Source organism: Micromonospora sp. IBSANI012 (genome assembly GCF_052814045.1).
The window spans coordinates 6,164,597-6,181,975 of sequence record NZ_CP199933.1; the positions used below are offsets into that span (position 1 = coordinate 6,164,597).

Consider the following 17,379-nt stretch of genomic DNA (forward strand, 5'->3'; position numbering starts at 1 on the left):
ACAGCGGTCACCATACTCGGTATGCCTGCGAGGGCAATACCCGGTATGCATCGGGGGCGTCGAGCCGCTACCGACGGTGTATCAACGAGGGACTCAGGCGCAGATGACGTTGACCCCGGCGGCGCGGAACGCCTCCACCACCTCGGTCGCCGCGCCGGAGTCGGTCACCAGCGTCTCCACCCGGTCCACCGGGCAGATCCGGGCGAAGGCGTGCCCGCCCAGCTTGGACGAGTCAGCGATGATCACGACGCGCTTGGCCCGGGCCACCATCAGGTTGTTCATCGCCGCCTCGCCCTCGTGGTGGGCGGCGGCGCCGAGCTGCGGGTCGACGGCGTCCACGCCGAGCAGGGCGACGTCCAGGGTGACCTCGCGCAGCAGCGCCCCGCCCAGCGGGCCGACCAGCTCGAACGACTTCGGGCGCACCACCCCGCCGGCGACCACGACCTTCATCCGGGAGCGGACCAGCAGCTCGTTGGCGATGTTCAGGGCGTTGGTCACCACGGTCAGCTGGGCACCCTCGGCGCTGGTGTTCAGGTCGGGGCGGACGGCCAGGGCGCGGGCGACCTCGGTGCTGGTGGTGCCGCCGTTGAGGCCGACCACGGTGCCCGGGGTGACCAGAGCGGCGGCGGCCGCGCCGATCCGCTGCTTCTCGGCGGAGTGCTTCGCGGTCTTGTAGCGCAGCGGCAGGTCGTACGAGACGCCGTTGGCGACCGCGCCGCCCCGGGTCCGGGTGATCATCTGCTGCTGGGCGAGCTGATCGAAGTCACGGCGGATGGTGGCCTGCGAGACGTCCAGCCGCTCGGCCGCCTCCTCGACGCTGACCCGACCACTGTCGGTCAGCATCTCGAGCAGAGCGTTCCATCTGGCGTACCGGTCCACCGCGGGGGCCTCCGTTGACTCTGCACGAACGGTGATTGATTGCGTGCACAGTAGTGCGCGAAACTACGAGGGCGCAAAACCACCACCTGCGCGATCTGGGAGCTGGTTGCCACGGCCACCCGGGTTCGCGCAGAATAACGCGCGAAAGACGGCCGTAATGAGCCGTATTGCGCACCGCCGCCCTGTGCGAGGAGTTCTCATGGCGTACGTCGACGCGGAGATCGCGAGCCAGCCCGACTGCTGGCGGGAGGCGGCACAGCTCGCCGGCACCGTCGCCGCCGACCTCCCGCGCCCCGGCGAGCGGGTCGCCGTCGTCGGGTGCGGCACCTCCTGGTTCATGGCGGCGGCGTACGCCGGGCTGCGCGAGCGCGCCGGCCACGGCGAGACCGACGCCTTCCAGGCCAGCGAGTTCCCCACCGGCCGCCGCTACGACCGGCTGATCGCGATCACCCGCTCCGGCACCACCACCGAGGTGCTCGACCTGCTCGCCGCGCTGCGCGGGCAGACCCCCACCACGGTCCTCGTCGGCGACCCCGCCTCGCCCGCCACCGGGCTGGCCGACGCGGCGGTGACCATGCCCTTCGCCGACGAGCGGTCGGTGGTGCAGACCCGCTTCGCGACCACCGCCCTGGCGCTGCTCCGCGGCCACCTCGGCGACAACGTCGAGGCGCTCGCCGCCGACGCCGAGGTGACCGTCCGGGCCCCGCTGCCGATCGACCCGGCCCGCATCGAGCAGGCCACCTTCCTCGGCCGGGGCTGGACGGTCGGGCTGGCCCAGGAGGCCGCGCTGAAGTGCCGGGAGGCGGCCACCTTCTGGGCCGAGGCGTACCCGGCGATGGACTACCGGCACGGCCCGATCTCGATCGCCGCACCGGGCCGGCTGGTCTGGGCGTTCGGCGAGCTGCCCGAAGGGCTGCCCGAGGACGTGGCGGCCACCGGCGCGGCGTTCGTGCACAGCCGCCACCACGGCTGCCGCACCGTGCTGGGCAGCTGGGCGGCGGGGCGTACCCCGGTCGACCCGATGGCCGACCTGATCCTGGCCCAGCGCTTCGCGGTCGCCCTGGCCACCAGCCGCGGCCTCGACCCGGACGCGCCCCGGCACCTGAGCCGCTCCGTGGTCCTCGCGTGACCGACGCCCCCGACGGTGCCCCGGTCGTCGTCGCACTGGACGTCGGCGGCACCGGGATGAAGTGCGCGCTGGTCCGCCCGGACGGCGCCGTGGTGCACGCCGAACGGCACCCCACCGGTGCCGAGCGCGGCCCCGCCGCCGTGGTCGACACCATCCTGGACGTGGCGGAAGGGCTGGCCGGCAAGGCCCGCGCCGACGGCCTCACCCCGGTCGCCTGCGGCATCGGGGTGCCGGGGCTGGTGGACGAGGTCGCCGGGGTGGCGGTCTGGTCGTCCAACGTCGGCTTCCGGGACGTACCCCTGCGGGAGCTGGCCGCCACGCGGCTCGGACTGCCCACGGCGCTCGGCCACGACGTGCGCGTCGGTGGTCTCGCCGAGAGCCGGCTCGGCGCCGGCCGGGGCGTCGGCCACGTCCTCTTCGTCGCGGTCGGCACCGGCATCGCGGCCGCCCACGTCGTCGCCGGTTCGGCCGCCGCCGGGGCGCACGGCGCCGCCGGCGAGCTGGGCCACATCCAGGTACGCCCCGACGGCCCGCGCTGCGGCTGCGGGCGGCCCGGCTGCCTGGAGGCGGTCGCCTCGGCCTCGGCCGTCGGCCGCCGGTACACCGAGCTGGCCGGCACCCCGCTGACCGCCGCCGAGGTGGCCGACCGGGCGGCGGCCGGTGAGGAGCTGGCCGGGCAGGTCTGGCGGGAGGCCGTCGAGGCGCTCGCCGACGGGCTCGCCACCGCCCAGGCGCTCTACGACGTGGAGACCATGGTGATCGGCGGCGGGCTGGCCCGGGCCGGCGCGCGGCTGTTCGACCCGCTGCGGACGGCGCTGCGGGAACGGATGACCTTCCACCGGGAGCCGCGCCTGGTCGCGGCGGCCCTCGGCGACGAGGCCGGCTGCCTCGGCGCCGCCCTGCTCGCCCTCGACAGACTGGAGTAGTGATGGCACTGCGGGTGAACGGCAAGGTGGTGACCCCGAACGGTGTGATCCGGCAGGGGTGTGTGGAGATCAGCGGCGACCGGATCACCGCGGTCGCCGAGTACCCGGCGAAGCGCGACGGGCACTGGATCGTGCCCGGGTTCGTGGACATGCACACCCACGGCGGCGGCGGGCACACCTTCACCACCGGCGACGCCGACGCCGCCCGCGCGGCGGCCGCCTTCCACCTGCGGCACGGCACCACCACCCTGCTGGCCAGCCTGGTCAGCTCCCCGTTCGAGCTGATGCGGGACGCGACCGCCGCGTTCGCCCCGCTGGTGGGCGAGGGGGTGCTGGCCGGCGTCCACTTCGAGGGGCCGTACCTGTCGACGACGCGGTGCGGCGCGCAGAACCCGGAGTACCTGCGCGACCCCTCCACCGACGAGCTGGCCGAGCTGATCGAGCTGGGCGCGGGCGCCGTGCGGATGGTGACGCTGGCCCCGGAGCGGGCCGGCGCGCTGGACGCGATCAAGCTGCTCACCTCGCACGCCGTGGTAGCCGCGGTGGGCCACACCGACGCCACGTACGACGAGACCCGGGCCGCCGTGGCGGCGGGCGCGAGCGTCGCCACCCACCTGTTCAACGGCATGCGGCCGCTGCACCACCGCGAGCCGGGCCCGATCGTCGCCCTGCTGGACGCCCCGAACGTGGTCTGCGAGCTGGTCGCCGACGGCGTGCACCTGCACGACGGGATCCTCACCTTCACCACCGCGACCGCCGGCCCGGAGCGGGCCGCGCTGATCACCGACGCGATGGCCGCGGCCGGGATGCCCGACGGCGAGTACGAGCTGGGCGGCCAGGCGGTCACCGTGGCCGACGGGGTGGCCCGGCTCGCCCGCGACGGCGCGATCGCCGGCAGCACCCTGACCATGGACGCCGCGCTGCGGCACGCCGTGGACGCCGGCATCCCGATCGCCGACGCCGTCCGCATGGTGGCCACCACGCCGGCCCGCGCGATCGGCCTCGGCGACCGGCTCGGCGCGCTCCAGGTCGGACTCCGCGCCGACCTCGTCGTGCTCGACGACGAGCTGAACGTGGTCCGGGTGATGCGCGAGGGCTCCTGGCTGGACTGACCCGCTGCGCTGTTCCGGCCCCGGGGTTGACGGCTGATCCCGGGGCCGGAGCCGCCTGATGGTCGGCGGTCAGCCGGACGTGGTCATTTCGACGCCCAGCACCGCCTGCTCGTCCGGGCGGTGCACCAGCACGTCGGCCAGGTACGACTGCACCGCCGGGCCCATGCCCACGTCCCGGCCGGCCTGCTCGGAGAGCAGCCACTTGTGCTCGATGATCTGCGCGAAGAGCTCCTGCGGCTCGAGCTTGCGGCGCAGGTGCGCCGGCACCGCCCGGACCACCGGCTCGAAGACCTCGGTCAGCCAGCGGTGCGCCGCCTGCTGCTCGTCGGTCAGGTCGCTCTCCATCCGGTAGGCGTCCAGGTCGTTGAGCAGCCGCCGGGCCTGGTTCTCCTCGGCGTCCAGGCCGGTCAGCCGCAGCAGTCGCCGGGTGTGGTAGCCGGCGTCGACCACCTTCGGACGGACCAGGTACCGACCGTTGTCGACGGTGGACATGGCCACCTCGGCCACGTCGAAGCCCAACTCGTTGAGGCGGCGGATCCGCCCCTCGATGTCGTGCCGGGCCTCCCGCTCGACCTGCTGCTCGTAGGTGATCTCGTGCCAGAGCCGCTCGTAGCGCTGCACGACCTCGTCGCAGACCACCTCCGGGTCGATCGACTCGTGCAGCAGCCCGGCGGCCTGGAGGTCGAGCGCCTCGCCGAAGATGTTCACCCGGGCGATCTCCAGGTCCTCGCCGCGCTGGCCGTTGGAGAGGGAGCTGTGCAGGGCACCGGTTTCGGCGTCGACCAGGTAGGCGGCGAACGCCCCGGCGTCCCGGCGGAACAGCGTGTTCGACAGCGAGCAGTCGCCCCAGAAGAAGCCGGTCAGGTGCATCCGGACGATCAGGGCGGCGAGCGCGTCGAGCAGCCGGCTCATCGTCTCCGGGCGCAGAGTGTGCGAGAAGAGCGCCCGGTAGGGCAGCGAGAACTGCAGGTGCCGGGTGATCAGCACCGACTCGAGGGGTTCCCCGTCCTCGGTCTGCCGGTCGGCGACGATCGCCACCGCCTCGACCGCCGGGAAGTCGATCCGCTCCAAGGCCCGGAGCAGGTCGTACTCCCGTTCGGCGATCCGCTCGCGAGTCTCCTTGAACGCGTACACGTAGTCACCGAGCCGGACGAACCGGACGATGTGCCGGGAGATGCCCTGGGGCAGCGCCACCAGGTGCTTGGCAGGCCACTGCTCCAGCGGCGTCGACCAGGGGAGGTCGAGCAGCGCCGGGTCGACGAGGGCCGAGGTGATCCGCACGGGGACAAGTGTGAAGGGTGCCCCCCGCCCAATGCTTCCCTTCGTGGCTCGGCACACAGCCGCCACGGCCCGCGCCGGCCGGTCGCCGCCTGCGGCCGGTAGCGTGATCGCGTGCGGGAGACCACGACGGTACGCGGCGCGTCCCGACCACCGCGGGTACGACCCGCCGGCTGGTGGTGGGACGCCCTGTTGCTGGCCGGGCTGGTCGGGCTGACCGTGGCGCTCGCCACCGACCACTTCTTCGGCGTCGACCGGGCGGCGGCCGACTGGTCCGGGGACCACCGGCCGGCGGCGGCGTACTGGGTGGCCCGGGTGTTCAACTTCCTCGGCCAGGGCACCCCGTTGACGCTCCTCGCCGCCGGGCTGGGCGTGCTGCTGGCGGTCCGGCTGCGTTCGGTCCGCCCGGTGCTGCCCCCGGTGGCCGCCTTCGCGCTGACCTACCTGACGATCGGGCCACTGAAGGTGTGGACCGCCCGCCCCGCCCCCAGCGCGAGCGTCAAGGAGCCCTTCCTGCCGCCCGAGCAGACCCTGCCGCTGTTCCAGCACGACCTGCCGGTCAGCTACGCGCAGTCCTACCCGTCGGGCCACGTCGCCAACGCGATCGTCTGGTACGGGGTGCTGGCGCTGCTGATCGCGCCGCTGCTGCGCAGCTTCGGCCGGCGGCTGCCGACCTGGCTGGTCACGGTCATCCGGGTGGTGCCGCCGCTGGTGGTGCTGACCACCACCACCTACCTGGGCTGGCACTGGCTGACCGACTCGGTGGCCGGGCTGCTGCTCGGGCTGCTGCTGGACCGGCTGCTGCACCGGGTGCCCTGGGACGGCCTGCCTCTCCCCGGTCGGTTGCGCGCCTGGGACCGTCCGTTCACCTCGGTCACCTAGCCTGCTGCCGGTGGAGCGACTGAGGCGCCGGCTGGGCGTACCCGACGCGGTGGTGATCGGGTTGGGGTCGATGCTCGGCGCGGGCGTCTTCGTGGTCTTCGCCCCGGCCGCCGCCGCGGCCGGCGGTGGCGGGCTGCTGGTCGCACTGGCGCTGGCCGGCTTCATCGCCTTCTGCAACGCGACCAGCTCGGCCCGGCTGGCCGCGCGCTACCCCGAGTCCGGTGGTACGTACGTCTACGGGCGGGAGCGGCTGAACCCGTTCGCCGGCTTCCTGGCCGGCTGGGGGTTCGTGGTCGGCAAGACGGCGAGCTGCGCGGCGATGGCGCTGACCATCGGGGCGTACCTCTGGCCCGGGCAGGCCCGGCTCGTCGCCGTCGCCGCCGTGCTCGCGGTGACCGCGGTGAACCTGCGCGGCATCGGCAAGACCGCCGCCGCGACGAAGGTCCTGGTGGTCGTGGTGCTGGCGGTGCTGGCCCTGGTCGCGGTGGCCGGGGTGGCGGCCGGCGACGTCCGGCTCGACCGGCTCACCGAAGCCGGCGGCTCGGTCCGGGGCGTGCTCACCGCGGCCGGGCTGCTCTTCTTCGCCTTCGCCGGGTACGCCCGGATCGCCACCCTCGGCGAGGAGGTACGTGACCCGGAGCGGACCATCCCCCGGGCGGTGCCGCTGGCCCTCGGCGTGGTGCTGGCGGTCTACCTGGTCCTCGCCGTGGTCGCGGTCGGCGTGCTCGGGGCCGACCGGCTGGCCGCCTCCACCGCGCCCCTGGTCGACGTGGTGACCGCCGCCGGGCTGCCCGACCTGGCCTGGCTGGTCCGGGCCGGGGCGACCGTCGCGGTGACCGGGGTGCTGCTCTCCCTGCTCGCCGGCGTCGGCCGGACCCTGCTGGCGATGGCCCGCCGCCACGACCTGCCCGGCGCGCTGGCCGCGGTGCACCCCGTCCACCGGGTGCCGCACCGGGCGGAGCTGGCGGTGGCCGCCGTGGTGATCCTGGTGGTCGCGCTCGGCGACGTACGCGGCGCGATCGGCTTCTCCAGCTGCACCGTGCTGGTCTACTACGCGATCACCAACGCGTCGGCGTTGACGCTCGGCCGGGACCCGGCCCGGAAGCTGCCGGTACGGGCGCTGGCCGTCGCCGGGCTGGCCGGCTGCCTGCTGCTCGCGGTCAACCTGCCGCCGGCCAGCGTGCTCGCCGGCTTCGGCGTGCTCGCCCTCGGCGCCGCCTGGTACGCCCTCCGCCCCCGAACCTGACCCACGTCCGTCCCGGCGCGTCGCCCGGGGCCAGGCCGACGCGGTTTGCGGCGTGTCGCGGTGTCCTTGCCGCCGGAGGCCGCGACACGCCGCAAACGGAGTCGATCAACCCACCGGCCCGGGGCCGACCGGCCTGCGGGGTCAGTCCTCCGGCTCGCGCGGGGTGGGGGTGCCGGTCGGGCCCGGGGGCAGCGGCGGCGTCGTCTCGCGCAGCAGCGCGCTCAGCCCGGCCCGCCGGGCGACCACGGTCAGCCGGTCTCCCGAGTTGATCACCATCCGTCGGTCGGCGGACCAGTCCGTCCGCTGCCCGGGCCGGGTGTGCGCGAGCAGGCGCACCTCGCCGGGGCGGGCCACGGCGGCCAGCGGCCGGCCGTCCAGCGGCGCGCCGGCCACCACCGGCACCTCCACCACCAGCAGCGCGTGCCGGTCGACCGGGATGGTGGCGATCACCGCCCGGTCCAGCAGCGCCGCCGCGAACGCGGGCGCGGCAAGGTACGACACGCTGCGCGAGATGCCGATCCCGAACGCCTGCTGGATCCGCTCGGCGAAGTCGCCGTCGAAGAGCCGCAGCACCACCCGCAGCTCGGCGTTGAGCCCCCGGGCGTTGAGCGCGGCGCGCAGGTTGACCCCGTCGTCGGTGGAGACGACCACCAGCGCCTGGCAGGTCTCCACCGAGGCGGAGCGCAGGGTCTCCTCCCGGGCGGCGTCCCCGACGATCAGCGGTACGCCCAGCCGACGGGCCAGCGCCGCGCCGCGCGCCTCGGCGGTCCGGTCGATCGCCACCACCTCGACGCCGAAGTCGCGCAGCTGGGCCATCACCCGGGTGCCGATGTTGCCCAGCCCCACCACCACGACGTGCCCGGTGCGCTCCGGCTGGATCCGGCCGGCGTGCAGGGCGAGCCGGGCGTTGACGATGCCGTCGACCACCACGGCGGTGATCAGCGGGATCAGCGCCAGCCCGGCGAGGTTGAGCACCACCTGCATGATCTGCGCGGCGGCCGGCTTGTTCACGTCCGGGTCCTGGCCGCTGAGCGTGGTGACCAGGGTCAGGTAGAGCGCCTCAGTCCAGCTCACGTCCACCGCGCGGGAGTTGAGCCAGCCGAGCACCGCGATCACCCCGAGCAGCACCATCACCGCGATGCCGATCTTGCGGGTGGCGAAGCTGCGGACCGCCCGGAGCAGCACCGCGAGCGGCTGCCGGCGGCGGCGGGCCCGGACCAGCCGGCGGGCGGCCAGCTCGGTGCCGGCCGGCTGGCCGGTCGCCTCGGCGAGCACCACGTCGGCCGCCGGCTCGTCGGCCGGCAGCACGCGGACCAGGGTCGGATCCGTGGTGACGGCCAGGCCGCAGACGACGTCGCCGGGGCGTACGTCCTCGCGGCGGGCCACGTAGAGGGTGCGCCCGGCGTGCCGGAAGTGGGTGGGGGCGACCTCGCCGAGGGCGGCGGCCACGAACGCGGGGGCGGCGATCGAGGCGTCGGAGAGCACCGCCGAGTCGGGGAAGAGCTCGCGCAGGCCGTTGGCCAGACTGGTGTTGAACATGCGCACCACCAGGCGCAGCCGGGGCTCGACCTCCTGGGCGCAGAGCGCGGCCTGCATGTTGCCCACGTCGTCCTGGTGCAGCAGGGCCAGCCCGTCGGCCCCGGCCAGGCCGGCCCGGCGGAAGGCGGCCTCGTCGAGCCGGTCGGCGCGGACCACCTGGATGCCGTCGACGTCGCGGCCGTCCGGCCCCTCGGAGCGACGGCGCTCGGGCACGACCAGCGTGATGCGGACCCGGCCCTGCGCCAACTCGGTGGCGAGCAGCGCCTTGACCACCCAGTAGGCGAGCGGGTCGTTGCCGCAGACGACGTAGTGCGGCCGCGTCTCGCCGTTGGCCCGTAACCGCCAGCCGGTCGCGCGGCGCGCGCGGTCGCGCAGGGGTTCCGCCATGACCGGATGGTAGTCAGCCGGTCGCACCGGGCGCAGCCCCGCTGATCATGAGCGCATGTCGGGGCGTACGGCGGGTAGTGCAGCGACATGCAGACGTTCCTCCCGTACCCGGACTTTCTGGCGAGCGCCCGGACGCTGGACCAGAAGCGGCTGGGCAAGCAGCGGGTGGAGACGATCCAGGTGCTGCGCGGGCTGACCCGGCCCACCTACGGCTGGCGCAACCATCCGGCGGTGAAGATGTGGGCCGGCTACGAGGAGGCGCTGACCCGGTACGGGCTGGACATGTGCGCCGTCTGGTGCGAGCCGGGCCGGGCGGACACCTGCGCCGGCACCATGACCACCGACCTGGCCGCCGCCTGCGGGATCGAGCGGGTCCGCACCCAGGCCGAGCTGGCCATGGCCGACGAGCTGCCACCCTGGCTGGGCCGGGAGGACCTGCACCTGAGCCACCGCTCGTCGCTGCTGCGCAAGGACCCGGAGCACTACCGGCCGCAGTTCGGCGACATCCCGCCCGACCTGGAGTACGTCTGGCCCGCCTCGGACCGGGAACGGCGCTGTCTGCTGCCGTCCGAGGGCTGACCGGACACACTGAAATCTCTTCGGCCGGGAAGGTGCACATGGCGCTGTCGCAGATGCTGGGCCGGCTGATCGGCGTACGGCAGCGGATGGTCGACCCCGGCGGCGGTGGCGCCCCCCGCGTGCCGCGCCCGGTCGAGGCCGTGGTGGTCGGCGGTGGGATCGCCGGCATGTCCGCGGCGGTGGTGCTCGCCGAGCGGGGCGTGGCGGTGACCGTGCTGGAGGCCGCGCCGACGCTCGGCGGCCGGCTCGGCGCCTGGCCGGAGACCCTGCCCGACGGCACCCAGCTCGTCGAGCACGGCTTCCACGCGTTCTTCCGGCAGTACTACAACTGGCGGGCGATCCTGCGCCGGGTCGACCCGAATCTGGGCTTCCTCAAGCCGATCCTCGGGTACCCGATCCTAAGCGGGCAGTGGCCGACGGAGGAGTTCGGCAGCCTGCCGCCGGCGCCGCCGCTCAACCTGCTCGCCCTCCTGCTGCGCAGCCCCAGCCTGCGCCTCGCCGACCTGCGCCGGATGGACCGGGACGCCGCGCTGCCGCTGCTCAGCTACCACCCGGAGCGCACCTACGCCGAGTTCGACACCGCCACCGCCGACCAGTTGCTGACCTCGCTGAAGCTGCCGGACCGGGCCCGGGCCATGCTCTTCGAGGTCTTCTCGCACTCGTTCTTCAACCGCGAGGCGGAGATGTCGGCCGCCGAGATGATCGCCCAGTTCCACTTCTACCTGCTTGGCAACCCGGAGGGGCTGGCCTTCGACTGCCCGGAGGAGGACTACGCGACGGCGATCTGGCAGCCGCTGACCCGGCACGTCGAGAAGCACGGCGGCCGGGTGGTCACCGACGCCGCCGCCACCCGACTGGACCGGGAGCCCGGCGGCTGGCGGGTACGGACCGCGGACCGCTCGGCGTACCGCGCCGCGCACGTGGTGCTCGCCGTCGACCCGCCCGCGCTGGCCGCCCTGGTCGCGGCCTCGCCCGGCCTGCCCGGGGCGGCGCCCCGGCTGGTGGCGCGGCTGCCCGCGTTCGGCCGGCCCGGTCCGCCGTACGCGGTGGCGCGGTACTGGATGGACGGGGACGTCCGCGCCGACCGGGCGGTGTTCAGCGGGGTGTCCCGGCAGCCCACCCTGGACTCGGTGACCCTCTACCACCGGCTGGAGAACGCCTCCCGCCGGTGGGCCGAGCGGACCGGCGGCTCGGTGGTGGAGTTGCACGCGTACGCCTGCGACGACGGCGTGCCCGCCGAGGAGCTGGCCGAGCGGATGCGGGTCGAGCTGACCACGCTCTGGCCGGAGGCGGCCGGGCTGCGGGTTCGGGAGCTGCGCGCCCGGGTGGCGGCCCAGGCCCCGGCGTTCACCCCGGGCAGCCACGCCGACCGGCCGGGGGTACGCACCGACGCGAACGCCCTCTACCTGGCCGGCGACGGCATCCGGACGGAGTTCCCGAGCGCGCTGATGGAGCGCGCGGCGGCGACCGGCATCATCGCCGCCAACCACATCCTGCGGGCCGAGGGCGCGGCTGCCGAGCCGGTCCGGTCCGTCCGGCCACGCGGACTGCTGGCCCGACGCTGAACGGCCGGAGCCGCCGGCTCTCCCCGGCCGGGTCCGCCGACGGTCGGGAACCGGACAGCGTTCCCGGTCGCTCCGGCCCGCACCATGATTCCCATGACCGGTCAACGAAGGGTCTTCACGCTTCTCGGCCTGGCCGGCCTCGGGGTCGCGCTGCTGGCCTGGGGAATCGGGGTCAAGAGCACCAACGACCTGGTCGGGCTGGTCGGGGCCTGCATCTCGGCCGCGGTCGGCGTGCTCTCCCTGGTCGAGGCCGCCCGCCGGGGCCCGGGCGCGGATTCCTCCCGCGCGGGCGACGTAGTGGCGGGCGACGCGGCCGGCCGGATCGGCGGGCCGGCGACCGACGGCCGGAGCGCCGGACCGGGGGCCGACGGCGGGCCGGCGACCGGCGGCCCGGTGGACGGCCCGGAGTCCGGAGGCGAAGGGACGGGCCGGACCGGCGGTCCGGGAGCGCCGTCAGGCCCGGCGCGGCGGCGCCCGTCCCGCCGCCTGCTGGCCGCCGGGATCGCCGTGCTGCTGCTGGTGGTGGCCGGGACGACACTGGCGTACGCGATCACCGACCGCCGGTCGGAGGCGGACGCGACCAGTCCCAGCGCCACCACGCCCGCCGCGACCAGTCCCGCCGCCACGACACCCGCGTCGGCCGACCCGTCGACCACCGGAAAGCCTGACCCGCCGACCAGCGCGGCACCGACGCCGGGGCCGACCGGACCGGACTGGGTGCCGCCGCCCGACGCGCCGAGGTGGACGCTGCGCGGAGAGGACGCCGTCTCCTTCGTCCCCGCCCTCCGGCTGGACCGGGGCACCGGCGCGGGGACGCTGATCTTCCAGGCCCGGCTGGAACAGCTCGCCTGGTACCACTGGACCGACGACCCGAAGGACCTCACTACGCCGGCTGCCGCAATCCCCGGGCGTCCCGGCCGGACAGCATCAACCTGAACCTGGTCCGGAAGACGCCGGTCACCTACTGCCAGCCCGACCCGGGCGACCCCACCGTCGTCAACTACCTCCAGATCCTGCACAACCGCTTCCGGGCCACACCGCCCTCGGTGGAGGTGCGGGTCTGGTCGGTCTCCGGCTGAGCCGGCCCGGGCGGGCATCGAAATGCGTTGCCGGCCCGCCCGGGCCCGCCCTACCGTGATCGCGCAAGGTCAACCAGCCCGCCGGGAGTCAGTCATGTCGTTGTCGCACGTCACGTGCGCGTGGTCGACGCTGCCGCTCGATGGTTGCCGAGCTGAAGGTCCCCGGGACGGGTGGCCCGACTGACGCGTGCCCGCACGCGCTCCAGCCGCCCGTCCCCCAGCCGGACCGGGCGGCTTTTCGCTGTCCGGCCCGGTCCGCCGCCGATCGTGAAGGGAGAGCCCGGTGGACGCCGTCCTCGTCATCAACGCCGACCTCGGCCCGCTGCACCGGGTCACCGTCCAGCACGCGATCCGGATGCTGTGCCGCCGGGTCGCCGAGATCCACGAGGCCGAGCCGGACCAGGTGATCGGGGTCTTCCCGGTCCCCCGGGTGGTCCGCCTCGTCCGGTACGTGGTCACCCGCTGGCGGTTCCACGCCGGGCCGGCCTGGTCCCGCGCCGCCGTGCTGCGGCGCGACGACCGGTGCTGCGGGTACTGCGGCGGCCCGGCCAGCACCATCGACCACATCCTGCCCCGCTCGCGCGGTGGCCGGAACACCTGGAAGAACACGACCGCCGCCTGCTACGCCTGCAACCAGCGCAAGGGCGACCGGACGCCGGCCGAGGCGGGCATGCCGCTGCGGCGCGAGCCGGTGACGCCGAGCTGGGCCGCGTTCGCCGGGCGGTGACCCGCCGGCCGGCGGGCACAGGGGGCCGCGTCGGAGGGGTACGCCTCCGGCGCGGCGCCCGCCGGTCCCTCCGCCCCGGTCCCTCCACCCCGGTCAGTCCGCCCCCGGTCAGTCCGCCCCGGTCAGTCCGGAGGGGTTGCCGACGCTACAGACCTGATGTCGTGGACGACTCACGGCTTGGGCAGGAACTCGCGGAGGTCTGCGGCAAGGCGGCTCATCTGCTCGCCGGCTTCGAGCCAGGTGGTGATCGACGCTCGCCACGGGTCCGAATGCGACACCGAGGGTTGAAGGTGCCAGGTCAGTGCGACGTGGCCGCGGGAATGGAAGACGGCATGGACAGCCAGGTGGTTCGTCTGCCAACGACGTTCCTCGGTCCAGCCCTGGTAGTCGGCGATCCGTCTACGTCATCAGGTCCGTAGCGTCCGATCGGTGTCCAACGGTGCCGGGGCCGGCCCCTGGTGTCGTACCGCAGATCAGGACACGGCGGTCAGGGGCGGTCGGACGGTGACCAGGCGAAGTTCGGCGCGCGTCGCTCGCGGTGGGCGGCGACCCCCTCGCGGGCCTCGCCGCTGTCCCGCACCTTCCGGTGCCACCAGGCGATCCGGGCCGGCCCGGCCCGGTCGTCGACGATCTCCTTGGCGGCGGCGACGCTGAGCTGCGAGCGCTGCGCGATGGCGGTGGTGATCGCGGCCACCCGGCCGGCGAGGTCGTCGACCACCTCATCCACCAGGCCGACCCGCAGCGCGCGCTCGGCGTCGATCAGCTCGGCGGTGAAGAGCAGGAACTTCGCCGTCGCCGGGCCGACCAGCCGGGTCAGCCGGCGGGTGGTCGGGGCCGGGTAGACCAGCCCGAGCCGGGCCGGCGGCACGCCGAAGCGGGCGTCCGGGGCGGCGACCCGCAGGTCGCAGGCCACGGCGAGCTGGCAGCCGCCGCCGACGCAGGGCCCCTGCACGGCGGCGACGGTCGGCTTGGCGAAGGCGGCCAGCCGCTCCTCGGCGACGACCGCGATGCTGTGATCGCCGGCGTCCAGCAACTCGTCCAGGTCGCCCAGGTCGGCGCCAGCGCAGAAGGTGCCGCCCCCGCCGGTGAGCACCAGGGCGCGCACCGCGGGGTCGGCCTCCAGGGCGTCGAGCAGCACCGGGAGCCGCCGCCACATGTCCGGGGTCATCGCGTTGCGCCGGGCCGGGTTCCGGATCGTCACCGTCGCCACCGCGCCGCTCACCTCGACGGTCAGTTCCGCGTCCGACACCGACACCACCCCTTCCGCCGGCCGGCACGCGCCGACCCGGTCCGGCGACCATAACGGCGCGGGCCCGACGACCACCCGCGAGGGGTGGCCGCCGGGCCCGCCGACGGCGTGGTCAGGTCAGGAGACGTTGACCGCGGTGTCGTCGACCACGAAGGACGTCTGGAGCGAGGAGTCCTCGGTGCCGGTGAACTTCAGGGTGACGGTCTGACCGGCGTACGCGGCCAGCGAGAACGACTTCTGCGAGTACCCGGCGGCCTTGTTCAGGTTCGAGTAGGTGGCCAGGGTCGCCAGCACCGTCCCGGAGGAGTTGAGCACCTGCACCTTGAACGTGTCGTACGCGATGCCGGTGGTGGTCTCCGCCGAGTCGATGTGCAGCCAGAAGGTGAAGTTGTACGACGTGCACCCGGCCGGCAGGGTCACCGCCTGCGAGAGCGTGTCGGTGTGGGTGCTGCCGTAGCCGTCCAGCCAGGCGTTGCGGGTGCCGGTACGGGCGGGCTGGCCGGTGAACGAGCCGATGACGCCCGAGGTCGACGCCCACGGGGTGGTGCCGGACTCGAAGCCGGGGTTGCCGAGCTTCTGGCCGGCGCCGGTGCAGCCGCCACCGGTGCCGTTGACGGTCAGCGTGTAGGCCGCCGTCCGGTTCACCGAGCCGGCGCCGGTGACGGTCACCGTGTAGGTGCCGGCCGGCGTGCTGGCCGAGGTGGCGATCGTGAGGGTCGACGAGCCGCCGGAGGTGACCGAGGTCGGGTTGAACGTGGCGGTGGCGCCGGTCGGCAGGCCGGACGCGGAGAACGTCACGGTCTGCGGGTTGCCGCTGGTGGTGGCGGTGGCGACGGTGGTCGAGACCGAGCCGCCCGCGGTCACCGAGCCGGAGGTCGGGGAGAGCGAGACGGAGAAGTCATTACCGGTCGAGCAGGGCGCGTCGTTGCCGGAGACGGCCACGGCGGTCCACGCCGCCTGGACGGTCCTGTACTCGGTGGAGCAGGTGCCGTACAGGTCGGTCGCCGCGCGGAGGCTGTAGGCCCGGGCGGTGTTCGACGGCGTGGTGGTGTTGACGTACGAGGTGTTGGAGGTGAAGTACACGTCCAGGGCGCGGAACCAGATCTTCTCCGCCTTGGCGCGACCGATGCCGGTCACGGCGGGGGCGGAGCCGCAGACCGGCGAGGTGCCGTACGGGGTGGCGCCGGTGCCCTCGGCCAGGTTGAAGAAGAAGTGGTTGGCCGGGCCGGACGAGTAGTGCACGTCCTTGTTCTTGGTGCTGGTGGTCCAGCAACGATCGGACGAGCCGTCCAGCGCCGGGTCGTACATGTAGCGCAGCGGCGTGCCGTTGCCGTTGATGTTGATCTTCTCACCGATCTGGTAGTCACCCGGGTCGGCGGTGGTGTTGGCGTAGAACTCGACCATGGTGCCGAAGATGTCGCTGGTGGCCTCGTTCAGGCCGCCGGACTCGCCGGAGTAGGTCAGGCCGCCCGGCACCACGTTCTCGGTGACGCCGTGGCTCATCTCGTGGCCGGCCACGTCGAGGGCGACCAGCGGCCGGGCGTTGCCGGAGCCGTCGCCGTACGTCATCCGGGAGCCGTCCCAGAAGGCGTTGACGTAGTTGCTGCCGTAGTGCACCCGGCTCGGCACGCCGCGGCCGTCGCCGAAGATGCCGTTGCGGGCGTGCACGTTCTTGAAGTAGTCGAACGTCTTGGCCGCGCCGAAGTGCGCGTCGACGGCGGCGGACTGCCGGTTGGAGTTGGTGCCGTTGCCCCAGGTGTTGTCCGCGTCGGTGAACGTCGTGCAGGTCGACGTGCCCTGGTTCATGTCGCAGGTGGAGCCGTTGCCGTGCGACGGGTCGATCATCTGGTACGTGCTGCCGGAGAGCGTCGTGTCGATGCTGACCGTGCCCGAGTAGATGCTGTTGCCGGTGCCGGCGACCATCTCGATCTCGTCGTACGAGCCGATCACCTTGCCGTTGACGGCGTCGCTGATGACGTGCAGCCGGGACGGGGTCTGGCCGTCGGTGTGCCAGCCGGAGAGCACCGTCTCGTAGGCGAGGCGGCCCGTGCCGGAGCTGGCGTCGACGAAGAGCTCGGACGCGCCGACGCTCTCCAGCTTGCCGGAGAACGCCTTCCTGGCCGTCGCCTTGGCTCTGGCTGGCGTGACCTTCGCGGCGGTGGCGAGGGTGAGCGGCGCGGCGAGGCCGACCGAGGAGCCGGCGTAGCCGCCGGTGGGCGTCGTGTGGATGACGAAGTCGCCACCGTAGACGCGGAGGCCCTGGTAGGTGCGGGTGTAGCGGGTGTGCGACGCCCCGCTGGCGTCCACCTTCGTGCGGACGGCCTGGTACGACTCTCCGCTGGCGCCCTGGACGGCGCCGGGGTTGTTGCGGAGCAGGCTCTCAGCACGAGCTGCGGGTGAGGTGTCCGGGGCGGGGGCGGTGGGGGCCGCCTGCGCTGCGGTGGCGACGCAGGTCAGCATGCCGCTGGTAAGCAGCGCTGCGCTGACGGCGGCGAGGGTTCTTTTCACGTGCCCTCCTGACAAGGAAAGGTGTGACGGGGGTAGTCACGCATGTAAATATGGCGATACATAGAAGAAAAGAGAAGAGGGGAAGCGCTTCCATCCCGCGACACTGGCCGAACGGAGGATGAGCCCTGGTGAGGGAACCCGGCGGCGTCGATGCACGTCCGAACGGCATGAGATCATCCGTCCTGGCCATTGTCAAGATCGTAACTGTGGCCGGCCTCCTGACCGGCTGCTCAGCAACCGGTTCCGGTTCACCTGCGCCGACGTCGGACACCCCCACCGGTGGGACCGCCACAG

14 protein-coding genes and 1 pseudogene are annotated in these 17,379 nt (G+C 74.0%); 9 read left to right on the forward strand and 6 right to left on the reverse strand.

Annotation, left to right across the window (positions count from 1 at the left end):
• Window positions 1–93: 93 nt before the first annotated feature.
• On the reverse strand, window positions 94–879 hold the full coding sequence (locus ACTWM8_RS28570) for a DeoR/GlpR family DNA-binding transcription regulator (RefSeq protein WP_179802095.1): 786 nt from the start codon (window positions 877–879) through the stop codon (window positions 94–96).
• A 199-nt stretch (window positions 880–1,078) separates the two neighbouring features.
• Between ACTWM8_RS28570 and ACTWM8_RS28575 the strand changes: the two genes are divergently transcribed.
• From ACTWM8_RS28575 to nagA, 3 genes are read left to right on the forward strand one after another with little or no spacing between them, the layout of a single operon-like run.
• The gene (locus tag ACTWM8_RS28575; RefSeq protein ID WP_446211641.1) at window positions 1,079–2,008 is read left to right on the forward strand and encodes an SIS domain-containing protein; all 930 of its coding nucleotides are present in this window, start codon (window positions 1,079–1,081) and stop codon (window positions 2,006–2,008) included.
• A gap of 56 nt (window positions 2,009–2,064) precedes the next feature.
• Window positions 2,065–2,934, forward strand: a complete 870-nt coding sequence (locus ACTWM8_RS28580) for an ROK family protein (protein ID WP_446214707.1) — start codon at window positions 2,065–2,067, stop codon at window positions 2,932–2,934.
• A gap of 2 nt (window positions 2,935–2,936) precedes the next feature.
• Window positions 2,937–4,046 (forward strand): N-acetylglucosamine-6-phosphate deacetylase, encoded by a 1,110-nt coding sequence (gene nagA, locus ACTWM8_RS28585; RefSeq protein WP_446211642.1) that lies wholly within the window; start codon window positions 2,937–2,939, stop codon window positions 4,044–4,046.
• Window positions 4,047–4,115: 69 nt separating this feature from the next.
• Here nagA and ACTWM8_RS28590 read toward each other — a convergent pair whose 3' ends face one another.
• The gene (locus tag ACTWM8_RS28590) at window positions 4,116–5,327 is read right to left on the reverse strand and encodes a DUF4032 domain-containing protein (RefSeq protein WP_446211643.1); all 1,212 of its coding nucleotides are present in this window, start codon (window positions 5,325–5,327) and stop codon (window positions 4,116–4,118) included.
• 111 nt (window positions 5,328–5,438) lie between these two features.
• On the opposite strand from ACTWM8_RS28590, the gene ACTWM8_RS28595 reads away from it, so the two are divergent.
• Together ACTWM8_RS28595 and ACTWM8_RS28600 are read left to right on the forward strand one after the other, a co-directional pair.
• Window positions 5,439–6,206: a phosphatase PAP2 family protein gene (locus tag ACTWM8_RS28595; RefSeq protein ID WP_446211644.1), complete on the forward strand. Its 768-nt coding sequence runs from the start codon at window positions 5,439–5,441 to the stop codon at window positions 6,204–6,206.
• Between the two features lie 10 nt (window positions 6,207–6,216).
• Window positions 6,217–7,452, forward strand: coding sequence for an APC family permease (locus tag ACTWM8_RS28600; RefSeq protein ID WP_446211645.1), 1,236 nt, complete (start codon window positions 6,217–6,219; stop codon window positions 7,450–7,452).
• Between the two features lie 141 nt (window positions 7,453–7,593).
• Here the strand turns inward: ACTWM8_RS28600 and ACTWM8_RS28605 are convergent, their stop codons facing one another.
• Window positions 7,594–9,378 (reverse strand): NAD-binding protein, encoded by a 1,785-nt coding sequence (locus ACTWM8_RS28605; RefSeq protein ID WP_446211646.1) that lies wholly within the window; start codon window positions 9,376–9,378, stop codon window positions 7,594–7,596.
• An 87-nt stretch (window positions 9,379–9,465) separates the two neighbouring features.
• On the opposite strand from ACTWM8_RS28605, the gene ACTWM8_RS28610 reads away from it, so the two are divergent.
• From ACTWM8_RS28610 to ACTWM8_RS28625, 4 genes are all read left to right on the forward strand, one after another.
• On the forward strand, window positions 9,466–9,957 hold the full coding sequence (locus ACTWM8_RS28610) for an MSMEG_6728 family protein (RefSeq protein ID WP_446211647.1): 492 nt from the start codon (window positions 9,466–9,468) through the stop codon (window positions 9,955–9,957).
• A 38-nt stretch (window positions 9,958–9,995) separates the two neighbouring features.
• On the forward strand, window positions 9,996–11,522 hold the full coding sequence (locus tag ACTWM8_RS28615; protein WP_446211648.1) for an FAD-dependent oxidoreductase: 1,527 nt from the start codon (window positions 9,996–9,998) through the stop codon (window positions 11,520–11,522).
• Between the two features lie 93 nt (window positions 11,523–11,615).
• Window positions 11,616–12,458 carry a hypothetical protein gene (locus ACTWM8_RS28620; protein ID WP_446211649.1) on the forward strand — a complete coding sequence of 281 codons (843 nt, stop codon included), beginning with the start codon at window positions 11,616–11,618 and terminating at the stop codon, window positions 12,456–12,458.
• 426 nt (window positions 12,459–12,884) lie between these two features.
• Window positions 12,885–13,328, forward strand: a complete 444-nt coding sequence (locus ACTWM8_RS28625; RefSeq protein ID WP_446211650.1) for an HNH endonuclease — start codon at window positions 12,885–12,887, stop codon at window positions 13,326–13,328.
• Window positions 13,329–13,498: 170 nt separating this feature from the next.
• Here the strand turns inward: ACTWM8_RS28625 and ACTWM8_RS28630 are convergent.
• The 3 genes and pseudogenes from ACTWM8_RS28630 to ACTWM8_RS28640 all read right to left on the reverse strand — a co-directional run.
• Window positions 13,499–13,720 (reverse strand): annotated as a pseudogene (locus tag ACTWM8_RS28630) (DUF6228 family protein); the annotation flags it as partial.
• A gap of 95 nt (window positions 13,721–13,815) precedes the next feature.
• Window positions 13,816–14,583: an enoyl-CoA hydratase/isomerase family protein gene (locus tag ACTWM8_RS28635; protein WP_446211651.1), complete on the reverse strand. Its 768-nt coding sequence runs from the start codon at window positions 14,581–14,583 to the stop codon at window positions 13,816–13,818.
• A gap of 111 nt (window positions 14,584–14,694) precedes the next feature.
• Window positions 14,695–17,085 (reverse strand): M4 family metallopeptidase, encoded by a 2,391-nt coding sequence (locus tag ACTWM8_RS28640; RefSeq protein WP_446211652.1) that lies wholly within the window; start codon window positions 17,083–17,085, stop codon window positions 14,695–14,697.
• Window positions 17,086–17,379 lie beyond the last annotated feature (294 nt).